Annotated in this window: 25 protein-coding genes; 4 read left to right on the forward strand and 21 right to left on the reverse strand. The window is 53.7% G+C overall.

Translation table 11 applies throughout. The annotated features are described in order from the left end of the window. Positions 1-24: 24 nt before the first annotated feature. The 13 genes from L2W58_RS03630 to L2W58_RS03690 all read right to left on the reverse strand — a co-directional run bounded on the left by L2W58_RS03630 (position 25) and on the right by L2W58_RS03690 (position 13,952). Positions 25-1,029 carry a virulence RhuM family protein gene (locus tag L2W58_RS03630; protein ID WP_236101656.1) on the reverse strand — a complete coding sequence of 335 codons (1,005 nt, stop codon included), beginning with the start codon at positions 1,027-1,029 and terminating at the stop codon, positions 25-27. Positions 1,030-1,318: 289 nt separating this feature from the next. Then, entirely contained in the window at positions 1,319-2,095 is a 777-nt protein-coding gene (gene trpA, locus L2W58_RS03635; RefSeq protein ID WP_236101657.1) for a tryptophan synthase subunit alpha, read from the reverse strand. Beyond that, positions 2,092-3,279 (reverse strand): tryptophan synthase subunit beta, encoded by a 1,188-nt coding sequence (trpB, locus tag L2W58_RS03640; RefSeq protein WP_236101658.1) that lies wholly within the window; start codon positions 3,277-3,279, stop codon positions 2,092-2,094. The genes trpA and trpB overlap by 4 nt, the downstream gene beginning before the upstream one ends. Positions 3,280-3,281: 2 nt before the next feature. Continuing rightward, positions 3,282-3,905 carry a phosphoribosylanthranilate isomerase gene (locus L2W58_RS03645; RefSeq protein ID WP_236101659.1) on the reverse strand — a complete coding sequence of 208 codons (624 nt, stop codon included), beginning with the start codon at positions 3,903-3,905 and terminating at the stop codon, positions 3,282-3,284. Then, a complete protein-coding gene (locus L2W58_RS03650; RefSeq protein WP_236101660.1) occupies positions 3,902-4,648 on the reverse strand; it encodes an indole-3-glycerol phosphate synthase TrpC in 747 nt (248 codons plus the stop codon). The genes L2W58_RS03645 and L2W58_RS03650 overlap by 4 nt, the downstream gene beginning before the upstream one ends. Beyond that, positions 4,645-5,670 (reverse strand): anthranilate phosphoribosyltransferase, encoded by a 1,026-nt coding sequence (trpD, locus tag L2W58_RS03655; RefSeq protein ID WP_236101661.1) that lies wholly within the window; start codon positions 5,668-5,670, stop codon positions 4,645-4,647. The genes L2W58_RS03650 and trpD overlap by 4 nt, the downstream gene beginning before the upstream one ends. Then, positions 5,651-6,262: an anthranilate synthase component II gene (locus L2W58_RS03660; protein WP_236101662.1), complete on the reverse strand. Its 612-nt coding sequence runs from the start codon at positions 6,260-6,262 to the stop codon at positions 5,651-5,653. Before L2W58_RS03660 ends, trpD begins: the two co-directional genes overlap by 20 nt. Next, a complete protein-coding gene (locus L2W58_RS03665) occupies positions 6,259-7,731 on the reverse strand; it encodes an anthranilate synthase component I family protein (RefSeq protein WP_236101663.1) in 1,473 nt (490 codons plus the stop codon). Before L2W58_RS03665 ends, L2W58_RS03660 begins: the two co-directional genes overlap by 4 nt. 309 nt (positions 7,732-8,040) lie before the next feature. Further along, a complete protein-coding gene (locus tag L2W58_RS03670) occupies positions 8,041-9,189 on the reverse strand; it encodes an RNA-binding domain-containing protein (protein ID WP_236101664.1) in 1,149 nt (382 codons plus the stop codon). Next, the gene (locus L2W58_RS03675; RefSeq protein ID WP_236101665.1) at positions 9,177-11,825 is read right to left on the reverse strand and encodes a TrlF family AAA-like ATPase; all 2,649 of its coding nucleotides are present in this window, start codon (positions 11,823-11,825) and stop codon (positions 9,177-9,179) included. Before L2W58_RS03675 ends, L2W58_RS03670 begins: the two co-directional genes overlap by 13 nt. A 110-nt stretch (positions 11,826-11,935) precedes the next feature. Beyond that, the gene (locus tag L2W58_RS03680) at positions 11,936-12,895 is read right to left on the reverse strand and encodes an SPFH domain-containing protein (protein WP_236101666.1); all 960 of its coding nucleotides are present in this window, start codon (positions 12,893-12,895) and stop codon (positions 11,936-11,938) included. 8 nt (positions 12,896-12,903) lie between these two features. Next, a complete protein-coding gene (locus tag L2W58_RS03685) occupies positions 12,904-13,398 on the reverse strand; it encodes an NfeD family protein (RefSeq protein WP_236101667.1) in 495 nt (164 codons plus the stop codon). 44 nt (positions 13,399-13,442) lie between these two features. Next, positions 13,443-13,952, reverse strand: a complete 510-nt coding sequence (locus tag L2W58_RS03690; RefSeq protein WP_236101668.1) for a GAF domain-containing protein — start codon at positions 13,950-13,952, stop codon at positions 13,443-13,445. A 77-nt stretch (positions 13,953-14,029) separates the two neighbouring features. On the opposite strand from L2W58_RS03690, the gene L2W58_RS03695 reads away from it, so the two are divergent. Then, positions 14,030-15,346, forward strand: a complete 1,317-nt coding sequence (locus L2W58_RS03695) for a Na+/H+ antiporter NhaC family protein (RefSeq protein ID WP_236101669.1) — start codon at positions 14,030-14,032, stop codon at positions 15,344-15,346. 46 nt (positions 15,347-15,392) lie between these two features. Beyond that, positions 15,393-15,605: a type II toxin-antitoxin system TacA family antitoxin gene (locus L2W58_RS03700; RefSeq protein WP_236101670.1), complete on the forward strand. Its 213-nt coding sequence runs from the start codon at positions 15,393-15,395 to the stop codon at positions 15,603-15,605. Between the two features lie 151 nt (positions 15,606-15,756). Here L2W58_RS03700 and L2W58_RS03705 read toward each other — a convergent pair whose 3' ends face one another. After that, positions 15,757-17,256: a right-handed parallel beta-helix repeat-containing protein gene (locus L2W58_RS03705; protein WP_236101671.1), complete on the reverse strand. Its 1,500-nt coding sequence runs from the start codon at positions 17,254-17,256 to the stop codon at positions 15,757-15,759. 80 nt (positions 17,257-17,336) lie between these two features. Then, a complete protein-coding gene (locus tag L2W58_RS03710; RefSeq protein WP_236101672.1) occupies positions 17,337-17,492 on the reverse strand; it encodes a hypothetical protein in 156 nt (51 codons plus the stop codon). A 269-nt stretch (positions 17,493-17,761) separates the two neighbouring features. Between L2W58_RS03710 and L2W58_RS03715 the strand changes: the two genes are divergently transcribed. Continuing rightward, positions 17,762-18,976 carry a dicarboxylate/amino acid:cation symporter gene (locus L2W58_RS03715; protein ID WP_236101673.1) on the forward strand — a complete coding sequence of 405 codons (1,215 nt, stop codon included), beginning with the start codon at positions 17,762-17,764 and terminating at the stop codon, positions 18,974-18,976. A gap of 185 nt (positions 18,977-19,161) precedes the next feature. Here the strand turns inward: L2W58_RS03715 and L2W58_RS03720 are convergent, their stop codons facing one another. The 4 genes from L2W58_RS03720 to L2W58_RS03735 all read right to left on the reverse strand — a co-directional run bounded on the left by L2W58_RS03720 (position 19,162) and on the right by L2W58_RS03735 (position 23,106). Further along, positions 19,162-19,593: a hypothetical protein gene (locus L2W58_RS03720; RefSeq protein ID WP_236101674.1), complete on the reverse strand. Its 432-nt coding sequence runs from the start codon at positions 19,591-19,593 to the stop codon at positions 19,162-19,164. A gap of 310 nt (positions 19,594-19,903) precedes the next feature. Further along, positions 19,904-21,040, reverse strand: a complete 1,137-nt coding sequence (locus L2W58_RS03725) for an AAA family ATPase (protein ID WP_236101675.1) — start codon at positions 21,038-21,040, stop codon at positions 19,904-19,906. A gap of 155 nt (positions 21,041-21,195) precedes the next feature. Further along, positions 21,196-22,368 (reverse strand): beta-aspartyl-peptidase, encoded by a 1,173-nt coding sequence (gene iadA, locus L2W58_RS03730; RefSeq protein WP_236101676.1) that lies wholly within the window; start codon positions 22,366-22,368, stop codon positions 21,196-21,198. After that, entirely contained in the window at positions 22,369-23,106 is a 738-nt protein-coding gene (locus L2W58_RS03735; protein ID WP_236101677.1) for a GntR family transcriptional regulator, read from the reverse strand. A gap of 169 nt (positions 23,107-23,275) precedes the next feature. On the opposite strand from L2W58_RS03735, the gene yfcC reads away from it, so the two are divergent. Then, the gene (gene yfcC, locus L2W58_RS03740; protein WP_236101678.1) at positions 23,276-24,796 is read left to right on the forward strand and encodes a putative basic amino acid antiporter YfcC; all 1,521 of its coding nucleotides are present in this window, start codon (positions 23,276-23,278) and stop codon (positions 24,794-24,796) included. A 63-nt stretch (positions 24,797-24,859) separates the two neighbouring features. Here the strand turns inward: yfcC and L2W58_RS03745 are convergent, their stop codons facing one another. Beyond that, the gene (locus L2W58_RS03745) at positions 24,860-25,300 is read right to left on the reverse strand and encodes a MarR family winged helix-turn-helix transcriptional regulator (RefSeq protein WP_236101679.1); all 441 of its coding nucleotides are present in this window, start codon (positions 25,298-25,300) and stop codon (positions 24,860-24,862) included. Further along, positions 25,291-25,764, reverse strand: a complete 474-nt coding sequence (locus tag L2W58_RS03750) for a methyltransferase family protein (protein ID WP_236101680.1) — start codon at positions 25,762-25,764, stop codon at positions 25,291-25,293. The genes L2W58_RS03745 and L2W58_RS03750 overlap by 10 nt, the downstream gene beginning before the upstream one ends. Between the last annotated feature and the right edge of the window lie 23 nt (positions 25,765-25,787).

Below are 25,787 nucleotides of genomic sequence, written 5' to 3' on the forward strand. Positions count from 1 at the left end.
TTCTCCCTCTTTCCCGTCTATTAGCTATAGGTTATCGTCTCTTTCTTGTGCATCTCGAATACGCTTTATTTCCCGATCAAAGTCCGAGACAAACTCCCGGTCCTGTCTCTCTCTATATACGTCGTATTCCTGCTCGGCCTTCAACCTTGCGTTCAATGCACTTATCTTTCCCCTGTCTTCGAGGATAGGATAGCTGGAAAGCTCCAGAAAGCTGTCCAGAAATCGGGCCCAGTCCTTCATTTTCATGACAATCTGCCGCTCAGCCCGATTTTCCGCAAGGTCTAGGTAGGCGGCCACGATTCGATTCAATTCCCTTATATGAGCCTCGCTGAGATAATTTTTGGCGACGGACACATCGGATTTCAGGATTTTTCCGTCAGGAGCGTGCTTCCAGGTTGTCAGCCCCATATTTACTTTTTCCGCATCCGCCGAATCGTAGATGATTTCAGCGGCGGTTTTCCCGGTTATGGCCCAGTGAAGTTTATTTTGAACAGTGGCGAAAAACTCCTGTGTAACAGGGGCTTTTCTGTCGTAGTCCACCGAGAGGGCATAAATGTCGGTGATTTTTTGGTAGAATCGACGCTCGCTGGCCCGGATTTCCCTTATTCTCTCCAGAAGCTCGTCGAAATAATCCTTGCCGAAATGTTTTCCCTGTTTCAGTCGTTCATCGTCCAGAACAAAGCCCTTGATGATGAACTCCTTCAGGGTTTTTGTCGCCCAGATACGGAACTGGGTGGCCTCATAGCTGCTGACCCGGTATCCTACGGCGATAATGGCGTCAAGATTATAATATTTTGTGCTGTAATTCTTACCGTCGGCGGCAGTTGTTTCCAAAATGGAAACAACTGCTTCCTCGTTCAGTTCACCGGAGACAAAGATATTTTTTAGATGCTTGCTGATAGCCGGTATCTTTACATTGAACAGTTCAGCCAACGCTTTCTGCGTCAGCCAGAAATTTTCGTCGTGAAACAAAACGCCGACTTTCTTATTTCCTTCCGGGGTGTTATAGAGGATTATATCGTCATTCATAATCCCACCTCTTTCCCGTTTTATTAGCCCCACGCCGTTGATCAGACACGATTATAGATAGCTGTCTGCTTAACCGATTATGATGATATCACTGTTGCACAAAATAAACCAAGAGGTAGGGCTTCTGCCGTTTAGCACAGTCCCCACCTCTTGTACGTCAATCACATCTCGACAAAACACAGCGTTGTTTATTTAATCAATATCAGCAGTTCTATCGACAAAAAGTCGTTTTTTGTGCCAGAATCAGTTAAAAATATCTATCTTAGTTATGCTATCGTTGAACAAAGGTCTAGCCGATGGCCGAGGCTATCTCACCTATCAGCTTGGCTCCGCAGGCCACTCCCTTTGGGCCTCCGCCGGAACCGTGAACCGCCTTCACCACGGCGCTTCCTACCACAACGCCGTCCACCAGAGGGGCCACCTGTGCGGCTCTCTCCGGACCGTCTATTCCGAACCCCAGCGCCAGAGGCACCGAGACGTTACGCCTCACCCTTTCGATGTAGCTCGCCATTCCCTCGTGAAGGCTTCCCTGCCCCGTCACCCCCAGCAGGGACACGCAGTAGATGAACCCCTCGGCCCTGCGGCCTATCTCGGCCAGCCTGTCATCGGCTATGTTGGGGGAGACCATGAGTATAGGGGTCACACCGCGACTTTTAAGGGCCTGGTGAAGTTCGTCTCCCTCGTCGAAGGGCAGGTCGGGAACTATCACCGCCGCCACACCGGCGTCTGCCAGATCTGAGGCGAAACGGTCCACCCCGTAGGACATGATCGGGTTGAAGTATCCCATCAGTATGATCGGCACCGCTACCTTTCCGGCTATCTCTCCGGCGGTTTTCACCACCGATTCCAGGGTGGTGCCGCAGGCCAAAGCCCTCTGCCCCGCCTCCTGTATCACCGGGCCGTCCGCCAACGGATCGGAAAAGGGCATGCCCAGCTCAACCGCGTCGGCACCGGCCTCCACCATGGCCTCCACCAGGCTGACGGTGGTCTCCAGGTCCGGGTCTCCCGCCATCACGAAGGGGATCAGAGCGGTTCCCCCGTCGAAAATCACCTTAAGGTCTCTCATATCCGATCGTCCTCCTTCAGAAGAAACGGCCTCACCGAATCCATGTCCTTGTCGCCCCGGCCGGACAGGTTCACCACCACTATGGTGTTTTCGTCCAGCTCCGGAGCCATAACCGAGACCTGGGCCAGAGCGTGGGAGCTCTCCAGGGCCGGTATTATCCCCTCCAGGAAACAGAGTTCGCCGTAAGCAGCCACGGCCTGGTCGTCGGTTACGGAGACGTACTCAACCCTGCCGCTGTCCTTGAAGAAGCTGTGCTGGGGTCCCACTCCGGGGTAGTCCAGCCCGGCCGATAGGGAGTAGGGCTCTATGACCTGACCGTCGTCGGTCTGAAGCAGATAGGACCTGCTGCCGTGGAGGACGCCGACCCGGCCCTCCGACAGTGTGACGGCATGCTCTCCCGTCTCGACCCCGTGTCCTGCCGCCTCGACCCCTATCATGCGGACCGACTTGTCCTCCACGAAGGGATAGAAGATTCCCATGGCGTTGCTTCCCCCGCCCACGCAGGCAACGACGACGTCGGGCAGACGTCCCTCGTCGGCCATGATCTGCTCTTTGGTCTCGTCGCCTATGATCCTCTGGAAGTCTCGGACCATGGACGGGTAGGGATGGGGGCCTACGACCGAGCCTATTATGTAGTGGCAACCCTCCACGTGGGCGACCCAGTGTCTTATGGCCTCGTTGGTGGCGTCCTTCAGGGTCTTGTTTCCCGACGACACCGGGACCACCTCGGCGCCGAGTAGCCTCATTCGGTCAACGTTCATCCTCTGTCTCTCTATGTCCAGCTCGCCCATGAAGACGGTGCATTCCATGCCGAATCTGGCGGCGGCGGTGGCGCTGGCGACGCCGTGCTGTCCCGCTCCGGTCTCGGCTATTATCCTCTTCTTGCCCAGACGGCGGGCTATGAGTGCCTGGCCCAGGGCGTTGTTTATCTTGTGGGCTCCCGTGTGGTTCAGGTCCTCCCTCTTGAGGTAGATTTTTGCGCCCAGAGCGTCGGAAAGCCTCTCGGCGTAATACAGAGGGGTGGGGCGACCGCTGTATTTGTTCAGCAGTACCTTAAGCTCCTCCTGAAAATCGCCGTCGGTCCGCACCTCCTGGTAGACCCGATCCAGTTCCTCCAGGGCCGGAAAAAGCGTCTCCGGCACGTAGCGACCGCCGTATGGGCCGAAATATCCCTTTTTATTCATGATTACAGCTCCTCTCCCTCAAGGGCTCTGACGATCTCGACCGCCCGAGCCATCTTTTTTCCGTCCTTTATTCCCGGGGCGGTCTCCAGGGCGCTGTTCAGATCCACCGCCGGAGGCATCGCGGTCCTGACCGCCTTTTCCAGATTGTCCGGTCCGAGCCCTCCCGCCAGTATCCACGGTCGGCCTGTTTCCCTGCCTCGAAGCATCTTCCAGTCGAAGGGACGGCCCGTTCCTCCGGTGGCCCGGCCGACCCTGCCGTCCAGCAGAAGCCAGTCCGCTCCGCCGTAGGACAGGGCCTCGTCCAGGTCCTCTTTCGAGGCTATGCCGAAGGCCTTGATCGTCTTTATGGGCACCGAAGCCACGATCTCGGGGCTCTCGGAACCGTGAAACTGGACGCAGTCGAAAAGGCGGCTGGAGACTATCTCCTCAAGCTCCGACTCGGACGGGTTCGCCACCACCGCGACGGTGGAGGAAAAGGGAGGCAGGCCCCCTACGAGACTCGACACGTCCTCCAGGGAAACTTTTCTCGGGCTGTCCGCCAGTATGAATCCCAGGGCGTCCACCCCCAGGGAAAGGGCCGTCTCCACGTCCTCCCTGCGGGTGAGGCCGCATATCTTGATCTTCACGGCGCTCCCCTCAGCTCGGCGACAATCGAGGCGGGATCGTCGGACCTCATAAGCGCCTCTCCCACCAGAACGGCGTCCACCCCGGCGGCCTTCAGCCTTTTCGTGTCCTCGCCGGAGCCTATGCCGCTCTCTGCAACGACTACACGGCCGTCTCTGGCACCGAGGCGGGCCATCTCTCCGATAAGCCGCTCCGAGACGGAGAGGTCCACGGAGAAGTCCCTAAGATCTCTGTTGTTGATGCCCACTATTTTCGCGTCGGCCTCCAGTGCCCGATGCAGTTCTTTTTCGTCGTGGACCTCCACCAAAGGCTCCATGCCTAGTTTCGCCGTCTGGGAGATCATCTCCTTCAGTCCGTCTCCGGGAAGTATGGCGGCTATGAGCAGCACGGCGTCGGCCCCTATGAGACGGCTCTGTTCCAGCTGAACCGGATGGATCAGGAAATCCTTCCGAAGTATGGGCAGATCCGTACCGGGACGTAGGAAGCACAGCACATCCTCGCCTCCCAGAAAGAAGTCCCTGTCGGTCAGTATGGACAGTGCGGCGACTCCGCCTCTCTCGTAGGCCTCCACCTTTGCCGGAAGGTCGGCGTCCGGGGCGAAGGCTCCCTTGCTGGGGGATCCTCTTTTTATCTCCCCTATGACGGACATTCCCGAAACCGCCAGGGCCTCGAAGAGGGATTTTCTGGGAGCGGTCAGGGCCGCCACCTCCTCCGCCTTCCTGGCGACGATGCGGTCCAGTATCACGCCGCACCCTCCAGAGAACGGGCGGTCTCGGCGATCTCCTCGAGCTTTTTCCCCGCCAGGCCCGAGTCGATCACCTCTTTCGCCATGGAGACCCCCGCGGCGATAGACTCCACCCGACCTGCCACGAAAAGGGCCGCTCCGGAGTTCAGTAGGACGACGTCTTTTTTCGGGCCCTCCTTTCCCTTCAGTATCGAGAGGACTATCTCCCGGTTGACCTGGGCGTCTCCTCCGGAGGCGAAACCTATCGGGGCGGAGGAGAGCCCCACCGACTCGGGGGTTATCTCCATCTCTATAAGCTCGCCATCGTCGAAAAGGCAGGCCCTGTTTGGTCCGGAGAGGGACAGCTCGTCCATTCCGCCGTGGCCGTGGACCACCATGGCCCTCTTCATCCCCAAGGAACCCAGGACCTCCGCCATGGGAGTCACCAGCTCCGGCGAGAAGACGCCCATGAGCTCCCGGTCGGGCATGGCCGGGTTGGTGAGGGGACCGAGGACGTTGAATATGGTCCTCACCCCCATGGCCTTTCTGATAGGGGCCACGTTTTTCATGGCTCTGTGGAAATTCGGAGCAAAGAGAAAACCGAAGCCGGTCCTGTCGATGCATTTCGCCACCGATCCGGGAGAGGATAAAAAGGGAACCCCCAGGGCCTCCAGGACGTCGGCGCTGCCGCATCTGCTGGAAACGGACCTGTTGCCGTGTTTTGCCACGGCAACCCCGGCGGAGGCGGCCACTATGGCGGCGGCTGTGGATATGTTGAAGGTTCCGGTGCAGTCTCCGCCGGTTCCCACTATGTCCAGAAGAGGCGCTCTCGGAACGGAAACCGCCCTGGCCTTGCCCCTCATGACCTTGGCGGCGGCGGCGATCTCCTCCACAGTCTCGCCCTTGGCCCTCAGTCCGGTGAGAAAGGCGGCGACCTGAGCCTCCGGCGCCCTGCCGTCCATGATTCCGTCCATGGCCTCTTCCATAGCGTCTTTCGTCAGGTTCTCCCTGCGGAGCAAGGTCTCAAGCGCAGTTCTCAACATAGCGGTCGCATCTCCTCTCGTTTTTGCCGGACGTCAGTCCGCAGAAATTCTTCAACAACAGCCTTCCCGCCTCGGTAAGCACCGCCTCGGGATGGAACTGGACTCCGTAAAGCGAGTACCTCTCGTGTTCCATCGCCATGATCGTTCCGTCGCCGGTCCTGGCGGTTACCCGCATCTCCGGCGGAAGAGTTCTCTCCTCGACGACCAGAGAGTGGTATCTGGTGGCGCCGAAGGGCGACGGAAGCTGCTCGAAGATCCCCTCCCCCCGGTGAAACACCGGCGACACCTTGCCGTGACAGGGAACGTCCGCTCGGACCACCGATCCGCCGAAAACCTCGGCCATGGCCTGATGACCCAGACATACGCCCAAAACCGGGATCTTTCCGGCGAAGGTCCCTATGGCGTCCTTGGATATTCCCGCCTCCGAAGGCGTTCCGGGACCGGGAGAGATCACCAGCCGGTCCGGCGCCATGGCCTTCAGATCACTCACGGTGGGGCCGTAGTTTCGGACCACCTCCACCCGGTCGAAGGAGGAAAGCATCTGGACCAGGTTCCAGGTAAAGGAATCGTAGTTGTCTATCATCAAGATCATCTCTTCGACCTCTTTTCCGCCGCTCTCTCAAGCGCCTTGAACAGGGCCCTGGCCTTGTTCTCCGTCTCCATGTACTCCATCTCGGGAACCGAGTCGTAGACTATGCCCGCCCCGGCCTGGACCGTTATCCTGTTGCCCCGTCGGCTCATCGTCCTTATGGCTATGCAGGTATCCATGTCGCCGTCGAAACCGACGTATCCCACCGCTCCGGCGTAGGGCCCCCTCGGGGCGGGCTCGAGATCCTCTATGATCTCCATGGCCCTTATCTTCGGGGCACCGGAAACGGTCCCGGCGGGAAAGGACGTCTCCAGTAGATCCAGGGCGGTCTCGTCGTGCCTTATACGACCCTCCACCTGCGACACCAGGTGCATCACCTGGGAATAGCGCTCCACCCCCAGAAGCTCGGTTACCTCGACGGAGCCGAAGGAGCAGGTGCGGCCCAGATCGTTTCTGGCAAGGTCCACCAGCATGACGTGTTCGGCCCTCTCCTTCTCGTCGGTGCGAAGCTCCTCTTCCAGCTCAAGGTCCCGCTCCTCCGAGGAGCCCCTCTTTCTGGTCCCCGCCAAAGGTCGGATAAGGGCTCTTCCCCTCTCAAGCTTCACGTGCACCTCCGGAGAGGAACCTATCAGCTCCAGTCCGGGAAACTCCATCCTGAAAAGATAGGGCGACGGGTTTCCCTCACGGAGCGCCCGGTATATTTCGTCGGAGGAGAGATCCGTATCGGCGGAGAAGGCCTGCGACAGCACCACCTGACAGACGTCTCCCGCCACTATGTGCTCCTTGCCTTTCTCCACCATCTCCAGAAAATTTTTACGGTCCATCTCGGCCTCTATAGGGCCCACCTTTGCCGGACCGGTCGGGAGTTCCGCCGGAACGACGGTATCGATCGTTTTCGCCAGATCTCCAAGAAAATCGACTGCCGACCGGTACAGATCTTCGACCTCTTTTTCCGAGGTCCCGGAAGGGATGCGGACGTTTCGGATCAGGAAGATCTCGTCGGTCTCGTGGTCCACTGCCACAACCGAGGTAAAACCCATGAGAACCGCCCTCGCCGTGTCCTCTTTCCTTAAACGGCGGTCCGTTCCGTGAAACAGGGGCTCCCAGGCCTCGGCCATGCCGTAGCCGAAATACCCCGCCACCCCTCCGGAGAAGGGAGGGAGCCCCTCCAGCTTCGGCCTTCTCACGTCGAGGTAGGAATCAAGCTCGGCCCTGAGGGACTCGCCGCCGTCGTCAACGGAGAAGGCCCTCTCGGGGTCGACCCCGACGAAGGAGTACCGTCCGGAACCTCCGCTCTCCAACAGAAAGGCCCCAAGGGCCGAGCGGTTCAGCCCCTGAAACAGATCGGCCGGATCGATCCCGTCGGCGGGACCTCGCCAGACCACCGGCACCATATCGTGTTCTTCAGCCATGGACCTGAAAAGGTCGACAGACGTGACGTCTCTACTCGGGACTTCCGTGAAAGCGCTCATACCCTACCTCCTTCGTTTTGATGAAAAAACATAATAAAAAAGGGAGAGGTCCCCTGCGGGCCTCTCCCTTTTTTATTGCTGAAAATACGGCGAGAGGCATCAAAAGTGAATCCCCTTGGGGGATCCGCCTCCAATGCCTCTCGTTAAAAAGTGATGCTATCTATGGGCAATGGCGGCAGACTAGTAGGTCTGCCACCACCAGTTTTGTCCTGAAAGAATTCGTTTCATGATAATCGCTCCAGTCGATTCGTGATTGTTGGGTAGTTTATACTCCGAATGAGAGGGTGTCAAGGGGAAATCTTTCGAAACCTAACGACGCAATATAATACACTTGAAGACATTACCATCACGATCATCGATAAATTCAATATCGGGATACTGCGCCAAAGCACGTATAATCCCGGATCCAAAACCACGGTAAGGCAAAATCTGATAGGCGAACGAAGCCAACACAGGATTACGGGTATTGGAGTTTCCAGCCTTGATGTTCTCCACCGTCAGATTGTTAGGCAGATGTCCGGGACTGATTATCTCTATCCTGTCGGAGAATACAAACACCCTCACAGGAGCGGATATAAAATAATCTCTATGGACAAGGGCATTAGCCACAAGCTCTTCTAAGACAACCCGAGGTACTTCAGGTTTTCCTATACTGTTGACGCCCTGCTCTCCTTGAATATGTTTGATGTTTTCCAATATGAAATTTATAGTTTTTTGAAAAATATCGGATATTTTCCCGACAATATCTCTACTATCGATGTATTCTTCCGTAGCAATGCTGGTGCCAGGGAAAACCGCAGCTTTGACTATGTAAGCAGGGAGATGCATTTCTGGAAAACTAGAAAACAACAACGTCCCCGTAATATTCAATAAGCCATCTTTACCAAGGTTGAGATTGGTTATAAGCTGATCCAGAGGAACTTCCTGGTCTTCAAGAGATTTACCATATCGTTTTTGAAAAAAATCCTTGAAATAAGACATATCAAGATCAGCTATGGTGACTCCATCGACTAGAGTTACGTCCGCATGAATCATACCGGATTGCTTAAACAATCGCTGTATCTCCTCACGAGAAGTAGCCTTACGTTTGTCCGCACCGTTTTTAACCCAAATCACGCCATTTTTATCTTGATAAGGCTTGTTGTTTCCCTTAGGGACATTCACGACAAGGATATGCTTCCCATCGATCGTAAAAATTTCCGTCAAAGGATTGATGGAAGGCCTCACATTCTGACTGGCCGTATTGGATAAAAGCTGATTGAAACTCTGGATATCCTTTTGTTCTAATCCTACGATCTCTCCATCATCGTCGACACCTAAGAAAAGCTTGCCTCCCAAAGAGTTACTGAAAGCGACGAGCTCATGGGCCAAACTATCGGCATTCACTATTTTCTTTTTAAACTGATTCTTGCTATCCTCACCTTGCGTAAGAACCTGTAAGATATCTACGATTTCCATATTTGATAAATCTCCTTACGACGGTTGAAGGCCTCTCTGCCACCTTCCATAATGCGAATTACAGTCTGTTGAATCCCACGATCATCGATGCTGCCGGACTGGACCTGAACTGAATCTTCAGCAAAAGAGCAGCCATGAACCAGCTCCGCGTCGCCAAGAACGGGGATATTAGGGTTATGGGTGGCAAAAATGAACTGAACTGTCGGCTTCATCTGCCTTATCAATTTTATAACATCCTCGTAGATCGTCTGATTATCCAAGTCATCTTCCGGCTGATCTATTATGACTAAATCGTTTTCCCTTTGACTTAAAACGAACAGAATCAGAGCGGAAGCCCGCTGCCCCAAAGAATGATTTTTCAACTCTTTATCGTGATATCTAATAGTAAACTTATTAGGTCTCTGCCATGTCAGAAGAGTTTTCAAGTTGTCCATAAAACGATCTACCAAGTTTTGCGGATTACTTCCGAAAAAAGCCTTTGCATTTTCGAAATCCTTATATATATCGATAAAATCGACATAACGATCCACGATCCCCCGATAAGTGCTTTCTCTAACTCCACTGCCTTTGAAGATCTCTTTCATAAAGGAGAGATATTCCTGCGAATCCTCCTTGTATCCAAACTCTATCGATAACGGAGAATCCTCAGAGATGATTTCGCCCAGTTCTGATTTTATAACGTTGAACTCCTCAAGCCAGAGGTCGTTCAACGCAGCAAGCTCGGTCAAAAGAACGTCTCGCAATCCAGCCTGTCGATCGATTTGTTTCTCAAATTCGGCAATAAACTGATTAGCCCTAGACAACCTCTGTTTTAACTTTAAAAACTCATCGGTGCTGATGTTTTGAATGCCGCTGTCATGCAACTGAACGGACAGCTTTCGTTCTACATCGGCAAACTCCTCTAACATGCCCCTGCGGATACGTAAAAAGTCTTCCTTGCATTCGGACAAAGATTTTCGAGCATTTTTTTCCTCTCTTAGCCACTCCTTGATACGAGTGACAAAAGACACGTACATCTCGTAATGTTCATAAAATCTATCGAATAAGCTACCGTTATTCACCGACACATAACCTTTAAAATTACGAATCTCGTCTTCGTTGCGGGCAAGCAAATCCTCCAGGTCGAAGACAAAAGCCTCGACCAAACCGATACCTTTTTCAAGGATTTGAGCGTCCTTGTCAAAATCCAATCTTTTCTTTAGTTTTTCCTCGACACCGTTATCCCGATAAAGCTTTAGGCGATACTCTGTGTCCTTCCGAATTTCTCTCTGTTCCTCTATCTGCTCCTGGACACCGTCGACTTTAAGCATGTGGTCTACAGCTTCCACGACTCTGCGCTTTTGTCCCTCGATCTTACGACGAACTTCCTCCAATCGGGATCCTAAAAGCTTATCCACCAAATCTTTCTCAAAACCATGACCGGTATTGGATAGATCTTTTTGTCCAAAATAGATAGGTTTATGGACCACCGTCTCTCTGATGGAAACCCCAGGTTGTAGCTTACCGTCGATCAGGACATCGGAATAGGTTTCCCCCCAGACCCGTCGAATCGTGTAGAGTTGCCCATGTCGATCCACGGCTTCGATCTCCACTTTTCCTCCGCTTCCCAAAGCAAAGCCAACCAACTCCTCTTTGTATCTCTGATCCACGGCATTCTTTCCAAAAGGGATGTCAAGACAATAGCGAAGGACTTCCAGCACAGAGGACTTGCCGCTACCTCTGATACCGATCAAGGTATTCAACTCCGGCGAAAAGTTAAGCTCCTTGCCATTTAATATTCCTCCGGTAAAGCGAACGCACCGAATATGGGAATGGTCATGTAGTACCGGCTCGGAGGACACTCGACTTCCTTTATCGATCAGAGCAAATTTTACCGCATCAAAAGAGAGGGCACCAAGTTTGAGAAAACAGCGCCTTCCTCTACCGATCTCCTCGATGGACTTACAGTCCGAGCCCTCTACCTCTGCGGGATACCAGTCACCAAGCCAGTCTTTTATCTTGGTACGACAGACCGAGTCTTCCTTATGGTACGTTCTGACCTTTTGAAATCCAAGACAACGTCGCCTTACCGATTCATATCTACTCTCGGCAAAATCCTTAAGCCTCCCACCGGACATCTCTTTCCACAAGCCGTTGCTTTGCTCAACATGGGCAAAAATCAAAAAGTAGTCCCGTGCGGTCTTATCCAGCTCCTCCACTGCCTGAAGAATCGTCTTATCGCTACGACCGTTTTCGTGCTGGTACTCCGACTCCGCTTTCCCGGGAAACATGCTCGAGATAAAAGGCGATATATAGTCATTCCCATTTTCCAACCATCTGTCTTCAAAAACGATCAGGGTATGAACGCCGTTTGAACCGTCGCTGGTCGATAACTCAACTCCTGGGAGCAGACAGATACCCTCCTTTTTCGCCGTTTTCCTGAGGGCTTTGAACTCTGACAGGTTAAATTTATTATGGTTCGTTATAACTCCAAGACCGATACCTGCTTGAACTAAACCATCGACGTAATTTGAGTAATAATAGTCCTCGTCTTCGGTGTAGATAAACTCCTTATCGACATTGGTATGGAGATGAAAATCAGCTCGAAGCCAGGTAGAGCCATAACTAAATAAATCAAACGAACTTTCTTTATTCATTCGGCATCCCCCTGTTTAAAATACTTAAGCCCTTCTATTGAGCAATATTACATCGTCGAGAAGCAAGAAACACCTCTCGACGAAAAATCGAAAATCCATCGCACAAGAGATTACGCCCGCTCCTTGAACAACTCCTTCATAGCCCCTACGGAACTCAGTATGGACGACGCTTCGTACGGCAGGTAGACCATCTTGGTCTTGTCTCCGGCGGACATTTCCTTTAGAGACTCCAGATATTTCAGGGCAACCAGATAGGACGTCGGATCCTTGCTTCCGGCGTGGGCCGTCAGGGCCTCGGAGATCTTGGACAGAGCCTCGGCCTCTGCCTCGGCAAGCCTTATCCTGGCGTTGGCCATTCCCTCGGCCTCCAGCTCGATAGCCCGTTTCTTTCCCTCAGCTCGGTTAACCTCGGCGTCCCTCTGTCCATTGGCCTCGGTTACAACGGCCCGCCTGGTTCTCTCCGCCTCCATCTGGCGCTGCATGGCGGTCTGTACCGACTCGGGAGGATTTACGTCCTGGATCTCAACCCTGGTAACCTTCACTCCCCAGACGTCGCTGGCCTCGTCAAGAGTGCTCCTGAGGCTCTCGTTTATCTCGGACCTTTTACTGAAAATCTCGTCCAGCTCCATCTCGCCCATTACGCTTCTCAGAGAAGTCTGGGTAAGCTTCTCCAGGGCCATAGGCAGGTTCGCTATCTCGTAGATGGCCTTGAAAGGATCGCTGATCTGAAAGTAAAGCATTGCGTTAATCTCCATGACCACGTTGTCCCGAGAGATTATGTTCTGCTTGGGAAAGTCCAGGATCTGCTCTCTCATATCCAGACTGGACGTCTTGCGTAAACCTCTTCTGAAAACCCACTCCGTCGCCTTGGGACGATCCAGCACGGGAAAGATGAAGTTGACCCCCGGCGAAAGGACGCGATGGAACTTGCCGAGACGCTCCACCACGACCCTGTGGGCCTGAGGAACTATCTTTATCCCCGATAGGAGGATCACCACCGCGAAAAAGGCGAAGAAAACCAAAACCGCAAAATCCATGGAATCCTGAACCACCCATATTATCTCCTGCATACCAAAGGTCACCTCCGCTCGTCTTCTTCGGAAACCCTGCCGGACTCCCGTATCATCACCTTGGCCCCCGAAACCCGAACGACCTCCACTTCCGTCCCCTCGGGAACGGAACGTCCATCCACATGAAAGGCCCACCACTGGGATCCTCTGAGCTTGACGTATCCTCCGCCGGTCTCTCCGGACGGGATGGCCTTGACTACCACGCCCAGAGAGCCGACCATGCCGTCCACGTCCGACTTTCGCTCCTTGGCCCCGTAAAGATGGCGCACCACCGACGGACGGATCAGCCACAGTCCGGCCAAAGAGGACAGAGCGAAGACCGCCAACGCCAGGCGACCGTCAAGAGACGCCCCCGCTAGGGACGGCCATACCAACCCCAACGCCAAAGGAGGAAGACAGGCCAAGGCAAAACATCCCAACACGAACCCGGGAGAGGCTATCTCTCCTATGAAAAGCACGATAGCCAGAACGGCCCAAAACTGCCACAGTGACAAAAACGCCATATCTCCACCGCTCCTCTACTTCACAAACACCGATGATCCCTACGTCAGCAAAGATCGTCCCAGGCCACGTACTTATGCAGAGTCTCCACGAATTTTGAAAGCCCTTCCCCGTCCTCCGATGAAAAACGTTTCCGAAGAGGACTGTCCAGATCCAGGACCCCCAATACCCGGCCCTCCCGCATCAGAGGAAGGACGATCTCCGAGGCGGATGCCCCGTCGCAGGCGATATGCCCGGGGAAAAGCTCCACGTCCGGCACGATCTGAATTTCTCCGGTTCGAGCCGCCGCACCGCAGACGCCTTTGTCCAAAGGAATGCGGGTACAGGCCGGTTTGCCCTGAAATGGCCCCAGAACAAGGGAGTTTTCCTTTTCTCTCATCAGATAGAACCCCGCCCAGTTCAGATCGTCCAGAAGCAGATAGAGCAACGCCGCGGCGTTGGCCAGATTTGCCAGGGGATCGGGCTCCTCGCAGATCAAGCCGAGAAGTTTGGCGTTTACGTAGTTGTAGAGCTGCTCCGACGTTTCCGTCTCTATTTTCAGGATTTCCTTGGACATAGACAAACACTCCTCTTTTACTGTGCTAAGCTAGCTGAAGATCAACGGACAAACCCTACAGAATCGGCGGTCATAACATGGACATTATAACCCTGTTGCTCTTCATTATAGCCCTTACGACCTGCATCGCCCTGGACATATCCATTCTGCTGGCTCTTTCGGCGGGATACTGCATATTCTTCGTTCACGCACGGTTCAGAGGCTATTCGACTAGATCTATACTCAAGATGTCCCTCGAAGGCCTTTATACCGTCAGGAACGTCGTCATGATCCTTCTCCTGATCGGGGTTCTGACGGCCCTGTGGCGAGCTTCCGGCACCATCCCGGCCATAGTCAGCTACTCCTCCAGGCTGGTGAAACCCTCTCTTATGGTACTGATGACCTTTCTGCTCAACTGCCTGGTATCGTTTCTGACCGGAACCGCCTTCGGAGCAGCCGCAACCATGGGAGTCATATGCATGACCATGGCTCTTTCCATAGGGATAAACCCTGCGATCGCCGGAGGAGCGATTTTATCGGGAATCTACTTCGGCGACCGATGCTCGCCGGTATCCACGAGCGCCTTGCTCGTCGCAGGAATTACCTCGACGAACCTGTACAGAAACATCGGCGCCATGATGAGATCGTCGGCAGTTCCCTTCCTGATAACCTGTCTGATCTATGCCGTGGCGGGCTTCCTCCTGCCTCATCAGCCGATGACGGATAAAGCCATACAGACCGTCTTCGAGAAAAGCTTCAAACTCGGCTGGATACCGCTGCTTCCGGCCGTAATCATACTGATAATGTCGTTTTTTCGGATCAACGTGAGATACACCATCGGAGCCAGCGTTCTCTGTGCCGCCGCGATCTACGTTATGTATCAAGCCCGGGAATTTTCATCCCTTCCCGGGCTCGTGGTCTACGGCTATAGGGCGACAGATACTCAGCTTGCGGCCCTCATGGACGGTGGAGGCATTCTGTCTATGCTCAGGGTGGTGGCCATAGTCTCCATCTCCTCCTCCTACGCCGGAATCTTCGAGAAAACCGGCCTGTTGAACTCGCTGAAGAGACAGGTCAACGGCCTGGCCGACAGGATCTCGCCCTTCGGCGCCATGCTTCTGGGTTCGGTCGTCTGCGGAGTAATAGCCTGCAATCAGACCTTGACCATAATGCTAACCCATCAGATATGCCAGGGCCTGAACATCGACCAAGAACGGTTAGCCCTGAACCTGGAGGACACAGCTGTCCTGACCGCTCCTCTGATTCCCTGGACCACTGCGGCGGCGGTGCCTCTGGTGTACATATCCGCACCGACGACGAGCATTCTGGCTGCCTGCTATCTGTATTTGGTACCGCTTTGGGGACTGGTCGGAGGAAGGACGTTAATAAAAAAAGGAATTGGCCTGAAATCTTGATCTGTTGTTATCGTACCGCACAATATCGTTACAGGAGGCGAGATAGATGGATGCCATGAAAAGCGAAAAACTCGAGGTTAGACTGACTCCGAGACAGAACAAACTGATAAGACGTGCCGCCGAGATAATGGGAACTCCCGTATCGAGGTTTCTCATAGAGGCGGCACAGGAAAAGGCGGATAAAGTGATCCGTGAAAACATGAAGGAATCCCTCTGTAGAGTCGTCCCCTTCAGCAAGGATAATGTCATATGGCGGTAAACTCCGATAACGACCTTATCGGGTTCTACACGCTAAGTGCCTTTAGCGTCCCGCTAAGATCCCTACCTCCTGTTGCCTGCTGTATTGCCTGGCCGTCTTGCGGTGGATCAGTCCATGCAGGGAAAGGGGATAGATGGTTTTAAGTGTACACCTAAAACCACCTCTTTTTATGTAACTTCATGATCAAGGGCAATCCAAAAAACAACAGCATGGAAAAAGCCGAAACGGTTCCGGTTCCGACATCGCAACCTCCGGTTCCATCGCCGTCGGGTGTGGGAGTTTCCGCCTCCGTCCGAATCGAGCAGACTCGGAAGGTCACCACGCCGTTATCGGGGTTGAGGTCGAAGGATCCGTTGTCCTCCACGGTGTTTCGCCAGGTCCGAAGCCCCTCTCCGGTCTCGTAGAAGTCGGGAGGGTTCACCCCTTCCGGAAGAGCCTGACCGGGCCGGATCTCGAACTGGATTCCCCGCTCGGGAAGAACGTAGCCCTCCGGCGTCAGGTTTTTCACGTCCTCGGTGCCTGTCCCATCCTCTTTCGCCAGAGCGAAGGCGGCGTAGTAGCGGACGTATCGCGGCCAGGAGGCGGTGAACTCTATCTCCAGCCCTCCGTTTCCCGAAACGTCCTCTAGAGGAACGTTTTCATAGGCGAAAGCGTTGTAGAGAGAGGCGTTCATGCCCTCCAAAGAAACGGCGAGGTCGCCGGAGATGCCACTGATATCTCCAGAAAGAGCCTCTCGCACCTCTCCATACAGGGTGCTGCCCGAATTACCCAGATCCTTCTCGACGACGATCACGTCGGCCTCTCCCGAGGTGGCGCGAGGTTTCGGAGACAAACCAGAGGCCATTCCCGCAAGAGCCACCGAGCTTCTTCCCGGAGACGTTCCGACTGTGTTGGTTCCGTCGTCGATAAGGGTATATCCGTTGTTTCCGGCGATCTGATCGGGGGTATTGTCCTGGATGACGCATCCCTGGCCGAGAACGGTCTGGCTGGAGGAGTAGAGCCGCAGACCTCCTCCGTAGACACTGGAGTTGTTCCTCACGGTACATCCATACATGAAAAGGATATAACCGTTGACGATGCCTCCTCCGCTGCCGGAGGAGCGAGTGGAGCTTACGTTGTTCTCCACCACGCAGTCGTGCATGGTGACAATCCCGAGATACCCGTTATGGATTCCCGCCGCGTCCGCCGTATAGAAGCGGGAGAGGGTGTTGTCTCTCACGGTGCAGTTGCGCATGGTGATATTCCCGGTATTGTATATGCCTCCTCCTCCGATGCAGTTCGTTACGGAGCAGTCGTTCAGGTAGAGAAGTCCGTGGTTTGTGAGCCCCGGATAGTCGGAGGCAACGCCGTCGGTGGTGAAGACCAGATCGTAGAATTTCCAGATGCTGCCCTCGGATGAGAGGGTAATTCCCCTTCTGGTTCCGGCCTGACGGATCGTCGTGGGGTTCCCCCGCAACGTGAGGGATTTCGGGATGTAAAGGGAAGACGTGAGGGTTACCGTATCCACCTCTATGGAAATGGTCTGTCCCGAATAGGCCTTTCCCACCGCATAGCGCAGCGTGCCGGCGGAACCGTCGTCGGCACCGCTGGTGACCGTCAGGGAAGCGGCTTCGGCGGCGTCTCCCAAACAGACCAATCCCAGGAAGAACAAAGTATATAAGATCCGGTAAAAACAGATCTTTTTTACGTGCATTTTACACATGAAGAGACTCCTTTCCCTGATCTCACCTCTCAAGAACTGATGATATCTCCCAGGTTCATCCCTTCGCCTCCGGAGAGATTCTCCAGGGTCGAATCCTCTAACTCGTCGGGATTCTCTTCCTTCTTTTTCTTCAACAAAGCCTCTTTGTCCAAGTCCTTGCGATCTTCCTGAGCCTTGTCTTTCACGATTTCTCTCTCCTTTCGAGTATAGATTTCTACAAAGTCTTTACCTTATACATGTTCATGCATTAAGGATACACCTTTACACCGTGTCAACGTCAAGAAGAGAAGAACGCCGATCTATCCCTCGTCACCTCGCCGATATATATAGAGAGAACAAAACCATATCAGTCAGATCTTGACCGTAAAGAAATAAACATTATAATTATTAGTTGCAAACTGTGTGTTTTGTAAAAAATCAACTCTTATCTTTCTCCAAAAGGAGCGTGCGACAGGTGAAGAAAAACGGCGGTGTAACTCTCATAGTGGTCCTTATGGCCGCTATAGGTATTGGGGCTTTTTTCGGCCTACATGCGGGAGAAAAAACGATGAGAACCGTGGTGGCAATCAGAGGGTTACTGGCACAGATAATCTTCTTTACCATCCCTCTGGTCATTTTCGGATTCATAGCTCCCGCCATAACATCTCTTAAGGAAAAAGCCAGTGCTATGTTGGGCACCATGTTGATCATGGCGTATCTATCCGCCGTTGGAGCGGCGGCTTTTGCGGCCATAGCCGGATATTCCATAATTCCCCATCTGGACATTCCTACCCAGATAGAGGGGCTCAAGGTTCTGCCCAAGGCTATTTTCTCGATAGACATACCCCCCATAATGCCCGTAATGACCGCACTTGTCCTGGCCATACTTACCGGAGTGGCTACAATATGGGGCGACGCTAAAAACATCGAAAAGATTCTCTACGAATTTCAATCGATGGTTCTATCCATCGTCAAGAAGATCGTAATACCGTTGCTTCCCTTTTTCGTAGCCGCCACTTTCGCCCAGATGGCCTATACCGGAAGGCTTACCCAGCAGTTCCCCGTCTTTTTCAAGGTTATACTCATAGTCCTCCTCGGACACTTCATATGGCTGTTCTTTCTCTACGCCCTATCGGGAATGGTCTCTCGCAAAAACCCCTGGGAGGTCATCAAACATTACGGGCCGGTATATCTGACCGCCGTAGGGACCATGTCCAGCGCTGCGACTCTGCCCGTGACTTTGTCCTGCGCCAGAAAATCCAAGGTTCTGCCCCAGGAGGTGACGGACTTCGCCATACCTCTGGGGAGCACCGTCCATCTTTGCGGATCCGTGCTCACCGAGACTTTTTTCTGCATGACCATATCCAAGATGCTGTACGGGACAATGCCGACTCCCGAGACATTGACCTTATTCATCTTGCTTTTCGGTATCTTCGCCGTAGGCGCCCCCGGAGTTCCGGGCGGAACGGTCATGGCTTCGCTGGCCATAGTCCAATCGGTGCTGGGATTCGACGCCGACGGAGTCGGCCTGTTGTTGGGGATCTTCGCCTTACAGGACAGCTTCGGCACGGCCTGCAACATCCTGGGAGACGGCGCCCTGGCTTTGATGCTACGCGGACTGTTTTACGATTCCGACGGCAACGCGAGGAAAAAGGAGCTGAAAAACGAGGAACTGGCTCCCTCGGCGTAGATTCCCTCGATAGAGCGGCCACAAACACAACGAGGATCGCCTTAAAAAGGCGATCCTCGTTTCATCCGTTTCTTATCAGGTTTCTTCACAACCACTATGTGCCAAGATAGACTTTGCCTTGAGCATCAGAATCACTTCCCTTGCCTTCTATTTCGGAACGGCACTGTAGACGTTGTGATAGTAAGTTACTCTTTCATCGCAATCCTGATCGCTTCCTCAAGATCTTCCTTGAAGGCGTTGAAACTCGGCATGTCTATTCGAATGGGATCTATCGTCCCGTTTCGGATCAGATCATTCAAAAGTTCCGACGTGCCCTCTTCACCTAAAGCTTCCCGCAAAACCTTTTTAGGCGCTCCCTTCTCGCTCGAATCGTTGCCCGAAAGCTCCTCAAATCTAGCACAATCACGATAGCTCTGCCCCTCCTGGACAGCGCAGAGTAACCAGCACTCGGATTTTGTCTTGGGGACCATGGCAACCCCCGTCCGTAGACCAGCTAGTTTGAATCCTGAAACTATGGACTTTCGTTTGTCGTCCCACTCCGATCTAGGAGAGGATCTGGTTCCATCGCAATCCCTGAAAAGGATCGCCACGACCGATTGGCCCTGATCCTCCTTCATTTCAAGTGCATATCGTCCTAGCAGAAAGGCGTTTTTTCGAAAATAGGCGTTGCCTTTACCAGCTTTCGATCCCGAAAGGAATATCTTACGTCCTTTTTCTTTTAGATCCCCAAGCCCCTTTTCGGAGACGTAGGCCATAATATATGTTTCTAAGGGAGAGTAATTCAGGATAATATCAGCCAGTTTATCCACAAACAAAGCCATCGGTCCCGGTCTAAAGTCATCTTTTCCCAGACCGCAAAATCGCTCGCCGGAGGAACAGCTTCCCATATCGCTTGGTCCCTCCCCGCTCAGAAGGAATAACATCCGCCTAGCTCTCCCGAATCTCTACAGGCTCTCTTAAGTCCGAATCCAGAAAGACCTCGCCAGGGCCGAGCAAGGTGAGTTTTTTCTTCACATCGGGAAGATCGAAAAAGCGGGTCGATTTGGTGTGTCCATCACGGTTTTTATAAAGCAGTATCACCGAGCGTTCGGCAACCTCATCGCTCAGATAATTCAATATCATAGGGCTGTGGGTCGTCACTATAACCTGACGATGAGACTCTACCATCCGCTGTACTAGCCTTTCCATCACCTCTGGGTTTATACCGTTTTCAATCTCGTCGAACAGAAGTATCCTGTCACCTCGGGCCAAAAGGGCGAAGATAGTGGCTAGACGAAGGGTTCCATCGTTCATGTGATGGGCCTCTGTAACTAGCTCTTCCTCGTATCTTTCTTTAAACTTCAACTCCTTCCAGCCACTACGTAGGGATTTTGTCTCTATATCCATTAGGTGAGGATATATCTCCCGCAGGGCATCGACGAGCTCCCTTCTCTCTTTCTCGATCATACCGTCGATAAAAGCCGATAGGCCCTCTCCTCCAGGTCCAACCTCCTCCACAGATCGGGCCCTTTCACGCATCTGAGGAGGCGAGAGCAAGTCCATGGACTTGATCGATCCTATAAGTCTTTTAAGCTCCAAGAGTTCGGGCTGTTCATCCAAGGAGGAGTCTTTTAGCTGAGAGAGGATCGACCCCTGATAATCAAATTCGATGCGGCGAAGTGAGCCAGACCCTATTCGGTAATGACCGTCCTTAACCTCCATGAAAACGTCACCGCTATCGCTCTTCACCGACTCTTTAGTACAACGAAGAAACGTCTCTGCACAGTTAAACTGGCAGTCCCAGACTATTGTTATTCCAGCCTCAACCTCTGCCGTTACCTTAAAGGAAATAACCCTTGCTAGGGCCCTCTGACCCAACCGAGAAGGAATGTCCTTCCAGTTCCAACGTCGCGACCTAGCCCAATCAGAAAGTTTGCCCCTCATCATCTGGCCGATAAAATCGATGGCCTGCAGCACAGTGGATTTTCCCGATCCGTTTAAGCCGATCAGACATGTAAAATCGCTCAACTCAAGTTCCATGTCGACTAGACTCTTAAATTTCTTTATCGATATACTTTTTATCATCTAAAGAACCTCGTTTCTATGAGACATCACCTGCAATCGTGCTTATTTCATTCTACAGCAAAAAATCGATAGAGAGGCCTAGCTGGCCTCATTCCAAACACAAGGAGGATCGCCTTAAAAAGGCGATCCTCCTTTTATTCGCTTTTCTTATCGATTTACCTCTCGAACTTCCCCTTGACTACGGCCTTTCCGGCCTGGACCATCTTCCGTCCCATGGCGAACACCGAGTCCACCGAGAGGTCCTCCCGGTTCAGCAGGACGACGTCTCCGTCGTTCCCCTCGGCTATTCTTCCCTTGCCGGGCAGTCTGTAGATCGAGGCGGGAGTGGAGGTTATCACCTGAACGGCTGTCTCGAGAGGTATGCCCTCCTGTAGCACCGAGTCCCTGACCTCGGGCAGGAGCGACCTTGACGTCCCGATGGACAGGCCGGTAAAAGTCCCGTCGGAGTCGAAAAAGGGAAGGCTTCCCTGACCGTCGGAACTGAAGCTTATCCGCTCCGCCGGAACCCCCGAGTCCAGCAGTCTCTTGAGCCCTTGGCTGCACTTGATCTCGCCCTCCTCCAGAAACTGTGGGGTGGTGCTGGTCGTGAGGTCCACCTGACCTCCGGAAAGCCCGTATTCTATGGCGTCCTCGAAAAGATCGGGGTTTCTGTTGACGTGGGTCGGAAGGAACTGCCCCAGCCCCAGCTCGGTGGTCTCCACCACCTTTCTTATGGGGGATAGCAATGCCGGACCGTCTCCCATATGGACGTTTATGACCCCCGACTTGCCTCCTATCATTCCGCCCACGTGGGCCGAGGCAGCCAATTTGGAGAGCTCCTCGAAGGTAGGCTGAGACGAACGGTGATCAGAGATGGCCACCTCTCCTACCCCTACGAACAGGTCTATCAGTATCAGATCGTCCTTAACCGAGCCCATGAGAGTTTTTACCGGAATCTCGTAGGATCCGGTTAAAGCCCATGCTGAAATCCCCTCTTCCCTCAGGGATCTGGCCTTGGCGAGAAGCTCTCCGAGATATCTACAGGTGGAGTCGGTTCCCAAAACCCCTACGACCGAGGTCACCCCGGCCTCTGTCAGATCCGAAAGAGCCGCCTCGGGAGTTCTGGATGAGAACCCCCCTTCTCCGCCTCCTCCGGCTATATGAACGTGACCGTCCACGAATCCGGGAACCGCTATCTTGCCGGATCCGTCGATCACGTCCATATTGGGCAGATCTCTTCCGGGAAAGGAGTTTCCCACCCAGACGATCTTGCCTCCAGCCATCAGAATGTCGCCTACGCCCAGCCTGTTGGGGCAATACAGTTCAACGTTTTTTATAAGAGTAAACAACTAATCGATCTCCTCTGCTCGTATCCTGCCGGAGAGAACCCTGGCCGCCCTGTCACCGTCCAGGGAAAGCCTGAAAGCCCTGGTATCCCTGATATGGTCGAGGGCGGAGGATCTTGCTTTTTCCTGATCCCTGTTCTCTATGGCGTCGATTATTTTCCTGTGTTCCATCGGGGTGTTAGTCTGTCCACTGTCCGCCGGAGCCTTGAGAGGCTGAAAGCTGCCTACATACATTATGTATAGACGAGAGCGCCAGAATATAGGATGGAAGGCCCTCTCGAGATAGCTGTTGCCGGCGATCCTCACTATCGAACAGTGAAATTCCAGGTTTATCGTTCGATACTCTCTCGGAAGATCCGACAGAGCGAAGGACTCCTCTTTTTCGTTGAGCTCCCTCAGATATGCCACGTCGTCCAGTGTGGCTTTACGGGCCGCCAGAGACGCCGCCTCTCCCTCCAGCAGTGCTCTCATGAAGAAGACGTCCTCCATGTCCTGGGCGGAAAGAGCGGGAATACGATATCCCCTCTTCCCCGATTCGCTCTCCAGAAAGCCGGTTCCCACCAGAAAGGTGAGGGCTTGCCTGATCCCGGTCCGCCCCATATTCAGTTCCGACGCCAGGGCGGTCTCGTAAATCGGTTCTCCCGGCATGAGCCTCAGGTCCTCTATCCGATCCAAGATATAGTCCAACACTGCCTGGGATGACGGAGAGAATTCCCCGTCGCTGGCGGATGGCCAAATCATACATGTCACTCCTTCCTCGTCCTTGGGGTGGACAACGAGACGGCTACTGTGATATGTTGTATCCATATGGTACATTATGTCGACATAATGTCAATATCGTATCAATATTCAAAGAGACAAGCCCCGCATTCAAAAGGGGCATCTTTAAATGACAGGAGTTGAACAGTACATGTCGTCCAAGAAAGACCCTTCATGCAAGACCATGAGGTTGCCGGATACTTATGTCATCATCTTTTTCGTAGTCCTTCTCGCCGCGGTCCTTACCTATACCGTCCCGGTGGGGACCTACAAGACCCAGGAGATAACCTACGAGATGGACGGAGCGACCAAGACGAGAGAGGTTCTGGTCGCCGACAGTTTCGAGCTTCAAAGAGACGAGCAGGGCAACCCGGTAAAGAAAGGGGTGGCCGTTTTCGAACCCTACGGAGAGGTCGGGCTTCTCAACTACGTGTTCGAGGGGTTCGTCTCCGGAAGCAAGTGGGGATCTGCCGTCGGAGTGATGGCCTTTATCCTGGTCATAGGTGGAGCCTTCGGAATAATCATAAGGACCGGAGCGGTCGAGGCCGGAATTCTCCATGTCTTGAGCAAGTTCAAGGGCATGGAGAGGGCGATCATCCCGGTCATGTTCGTCCTCTTCTCCCTGGGAGGAGCCATCTTCGGTATGGGAGAGGAGGCTATTCCCTTCGTCCTGATACTGGCTCCCGTCTGCGTGGCTCTTGGATACGACGCCATCACCGCTGTGATGATAACCTACGTTGCCACCCAGATAGGCTTCGCCACCTCATGGATGAACCCCTTCAGCGTCGCCATAGCCCAGGGGATCTCCGGCATTCCGGTGCTCTCCGGAGCGGGGTTCCGCATGGCCATGTGGGCAGGCTTCACCCTTGTGGGAATATTCTACACCATGAGGTACGCAGAGAAGGTCAAGGCAGATCCGACATCGTCTCTCTGCTACGAGACAGACTCGTATTTCCGGGAAAACGTGGAAAAAGGCAAGGAGGTCGAGAGTCATTTCGGCCTGGGACACATGCTGGTGGTGCTGGCCCTCTTCGCAGGAATAGCCTGGGTGATATGGGGAGTCATGACCAACGGCTACTACATTCCGGAGATAGCCACACAGTTTTTCGTGGTCGGACTGGTCTCGGGAGTTATAGGGGTTCTGTTCAAACTCAACGACATGGGGATAAACGATATCGCGGTCAGCTTCAGAGAGGGAGCCAAGGACCTTCTGGGGGCAGCCATGGTCGTGGGCATGGCGAAGGGGATAGTCCTAGTCCTGGGAGGAGATACACCGACGGATCCGACGGTTCTAAACACCATACTGAACTCGGCCGGAAACGCCATAAGCTCGTTCAACACGGCGGTATCGGGATGGCTTATGTATCTTTTCCAGTCCGTATTCAACTTTTTCGTCGTCTCCGGCTCGGGCCAGGCAGCCTTGACCATGCCTCTCATGGCCCCTCTGGCGGACCTGGCCGGAGTAACCAGACAGGTTGCGGTTTTGGCCTTCCAGCTCGGCGATGGCTTCACCAACCTGATAGTTCCAACCTCGGGCTGTCTCATAGCTTGCCTGGGAGCCGCCAGGATCGATTGGGGAACCTGGGCCAGGTTCCAGATCAAGTTCCAGGCTATTTTGTTCGTCCTGGCCTCTATGGTAGTGGTCGGGGCCGTCTTGACCGGTTTCAACTAGAAAGACTCGGATAAAGGCGAAAAGAGCGGCCGCTCCCTAGATGGGGCGACCGCTCTTTAAGGGCTAGATTCTGCTCCCCTCCAACGCCGCTCGAACCTCTTTCAGAAGGTGGATTGATTTTTCAACACGGTCCTCGTCGGCAGAGCCAAGCACCTCCTCTATAAGGCGATCCTCCTCGTCTCTGGCTTTATCGAAGGCGGCTTTCCCCGTCTCGGTGTACGTTATAAGGTAGGATTTACCGTGTCTCGGATTGTCCTCCTGTCGGACCATTTCCTTTTTGAGCAGCTCGTTGACCAGATTCTGCTGAGACTGCCGAGACAGCCCGTTCTCCCTGGCCATGTCGGACACCGTAGCGGGGCCGATCTTTGTCAATTGACGAAGGATCCTCCTCTGGGCTCCGGTAAGCCCCGTGTCTTTGTGAATCTTCTCGGTGGCCTTCTCCATCGCTTTGGCAAGCAATGCGACCTCCCTCAGCAACCCGTGCCAGCCTCTGTCTACAGCCATCGAGGCGTCCTCCTCCTGTAGTTCAGATATGCGTCTCCGAAGCGTTTTTCCATGTACCTTTCTTCCTCCGGGATGACAACGTGATGTATATACACACAGAATGGGAAGGTACCCAACAGTACCCACAGGCTGTTCAGGATCAAAGAGAGCGACAGCCCCAACAGGCAAAAGGACAGGTACATAGGGTTTCTGGTAAACCTGAAGATCCCGTCGGCGACCACTGATTCGGCGGGCCTGTCCGTCCTGACGTTCGTATGCTCCCTCCTGAAAGCCGTACAGGCCATGAACATCAGACCGATCGAGACGGCCAGAAGCGCATATCCCGAAAGAGACGAGAGGAAACCTAAGCTATCCGGAAGAAACCTCACATCTGCCGCGTAGTCGAGAAGCCCTCCCACGGCCAACCCCGCGTAGAGCACCATCGGAGGCCTTATAGGTATGCTCGGCGATCCCTTTTCTCTCATATCCAACCCCTCCTTGAAATCGA

Origin of the sequence: Dethiosulfovibrio faecalis, assembly GCF_021568795.1 — a bacterium.
Lineage (GTDB): Bacteria > Synergistota > Synergistia > Synergistales > Dethiosulfovibrionaceae > Dethiosulfovibrio > Dethiosulfovibrio faecalis.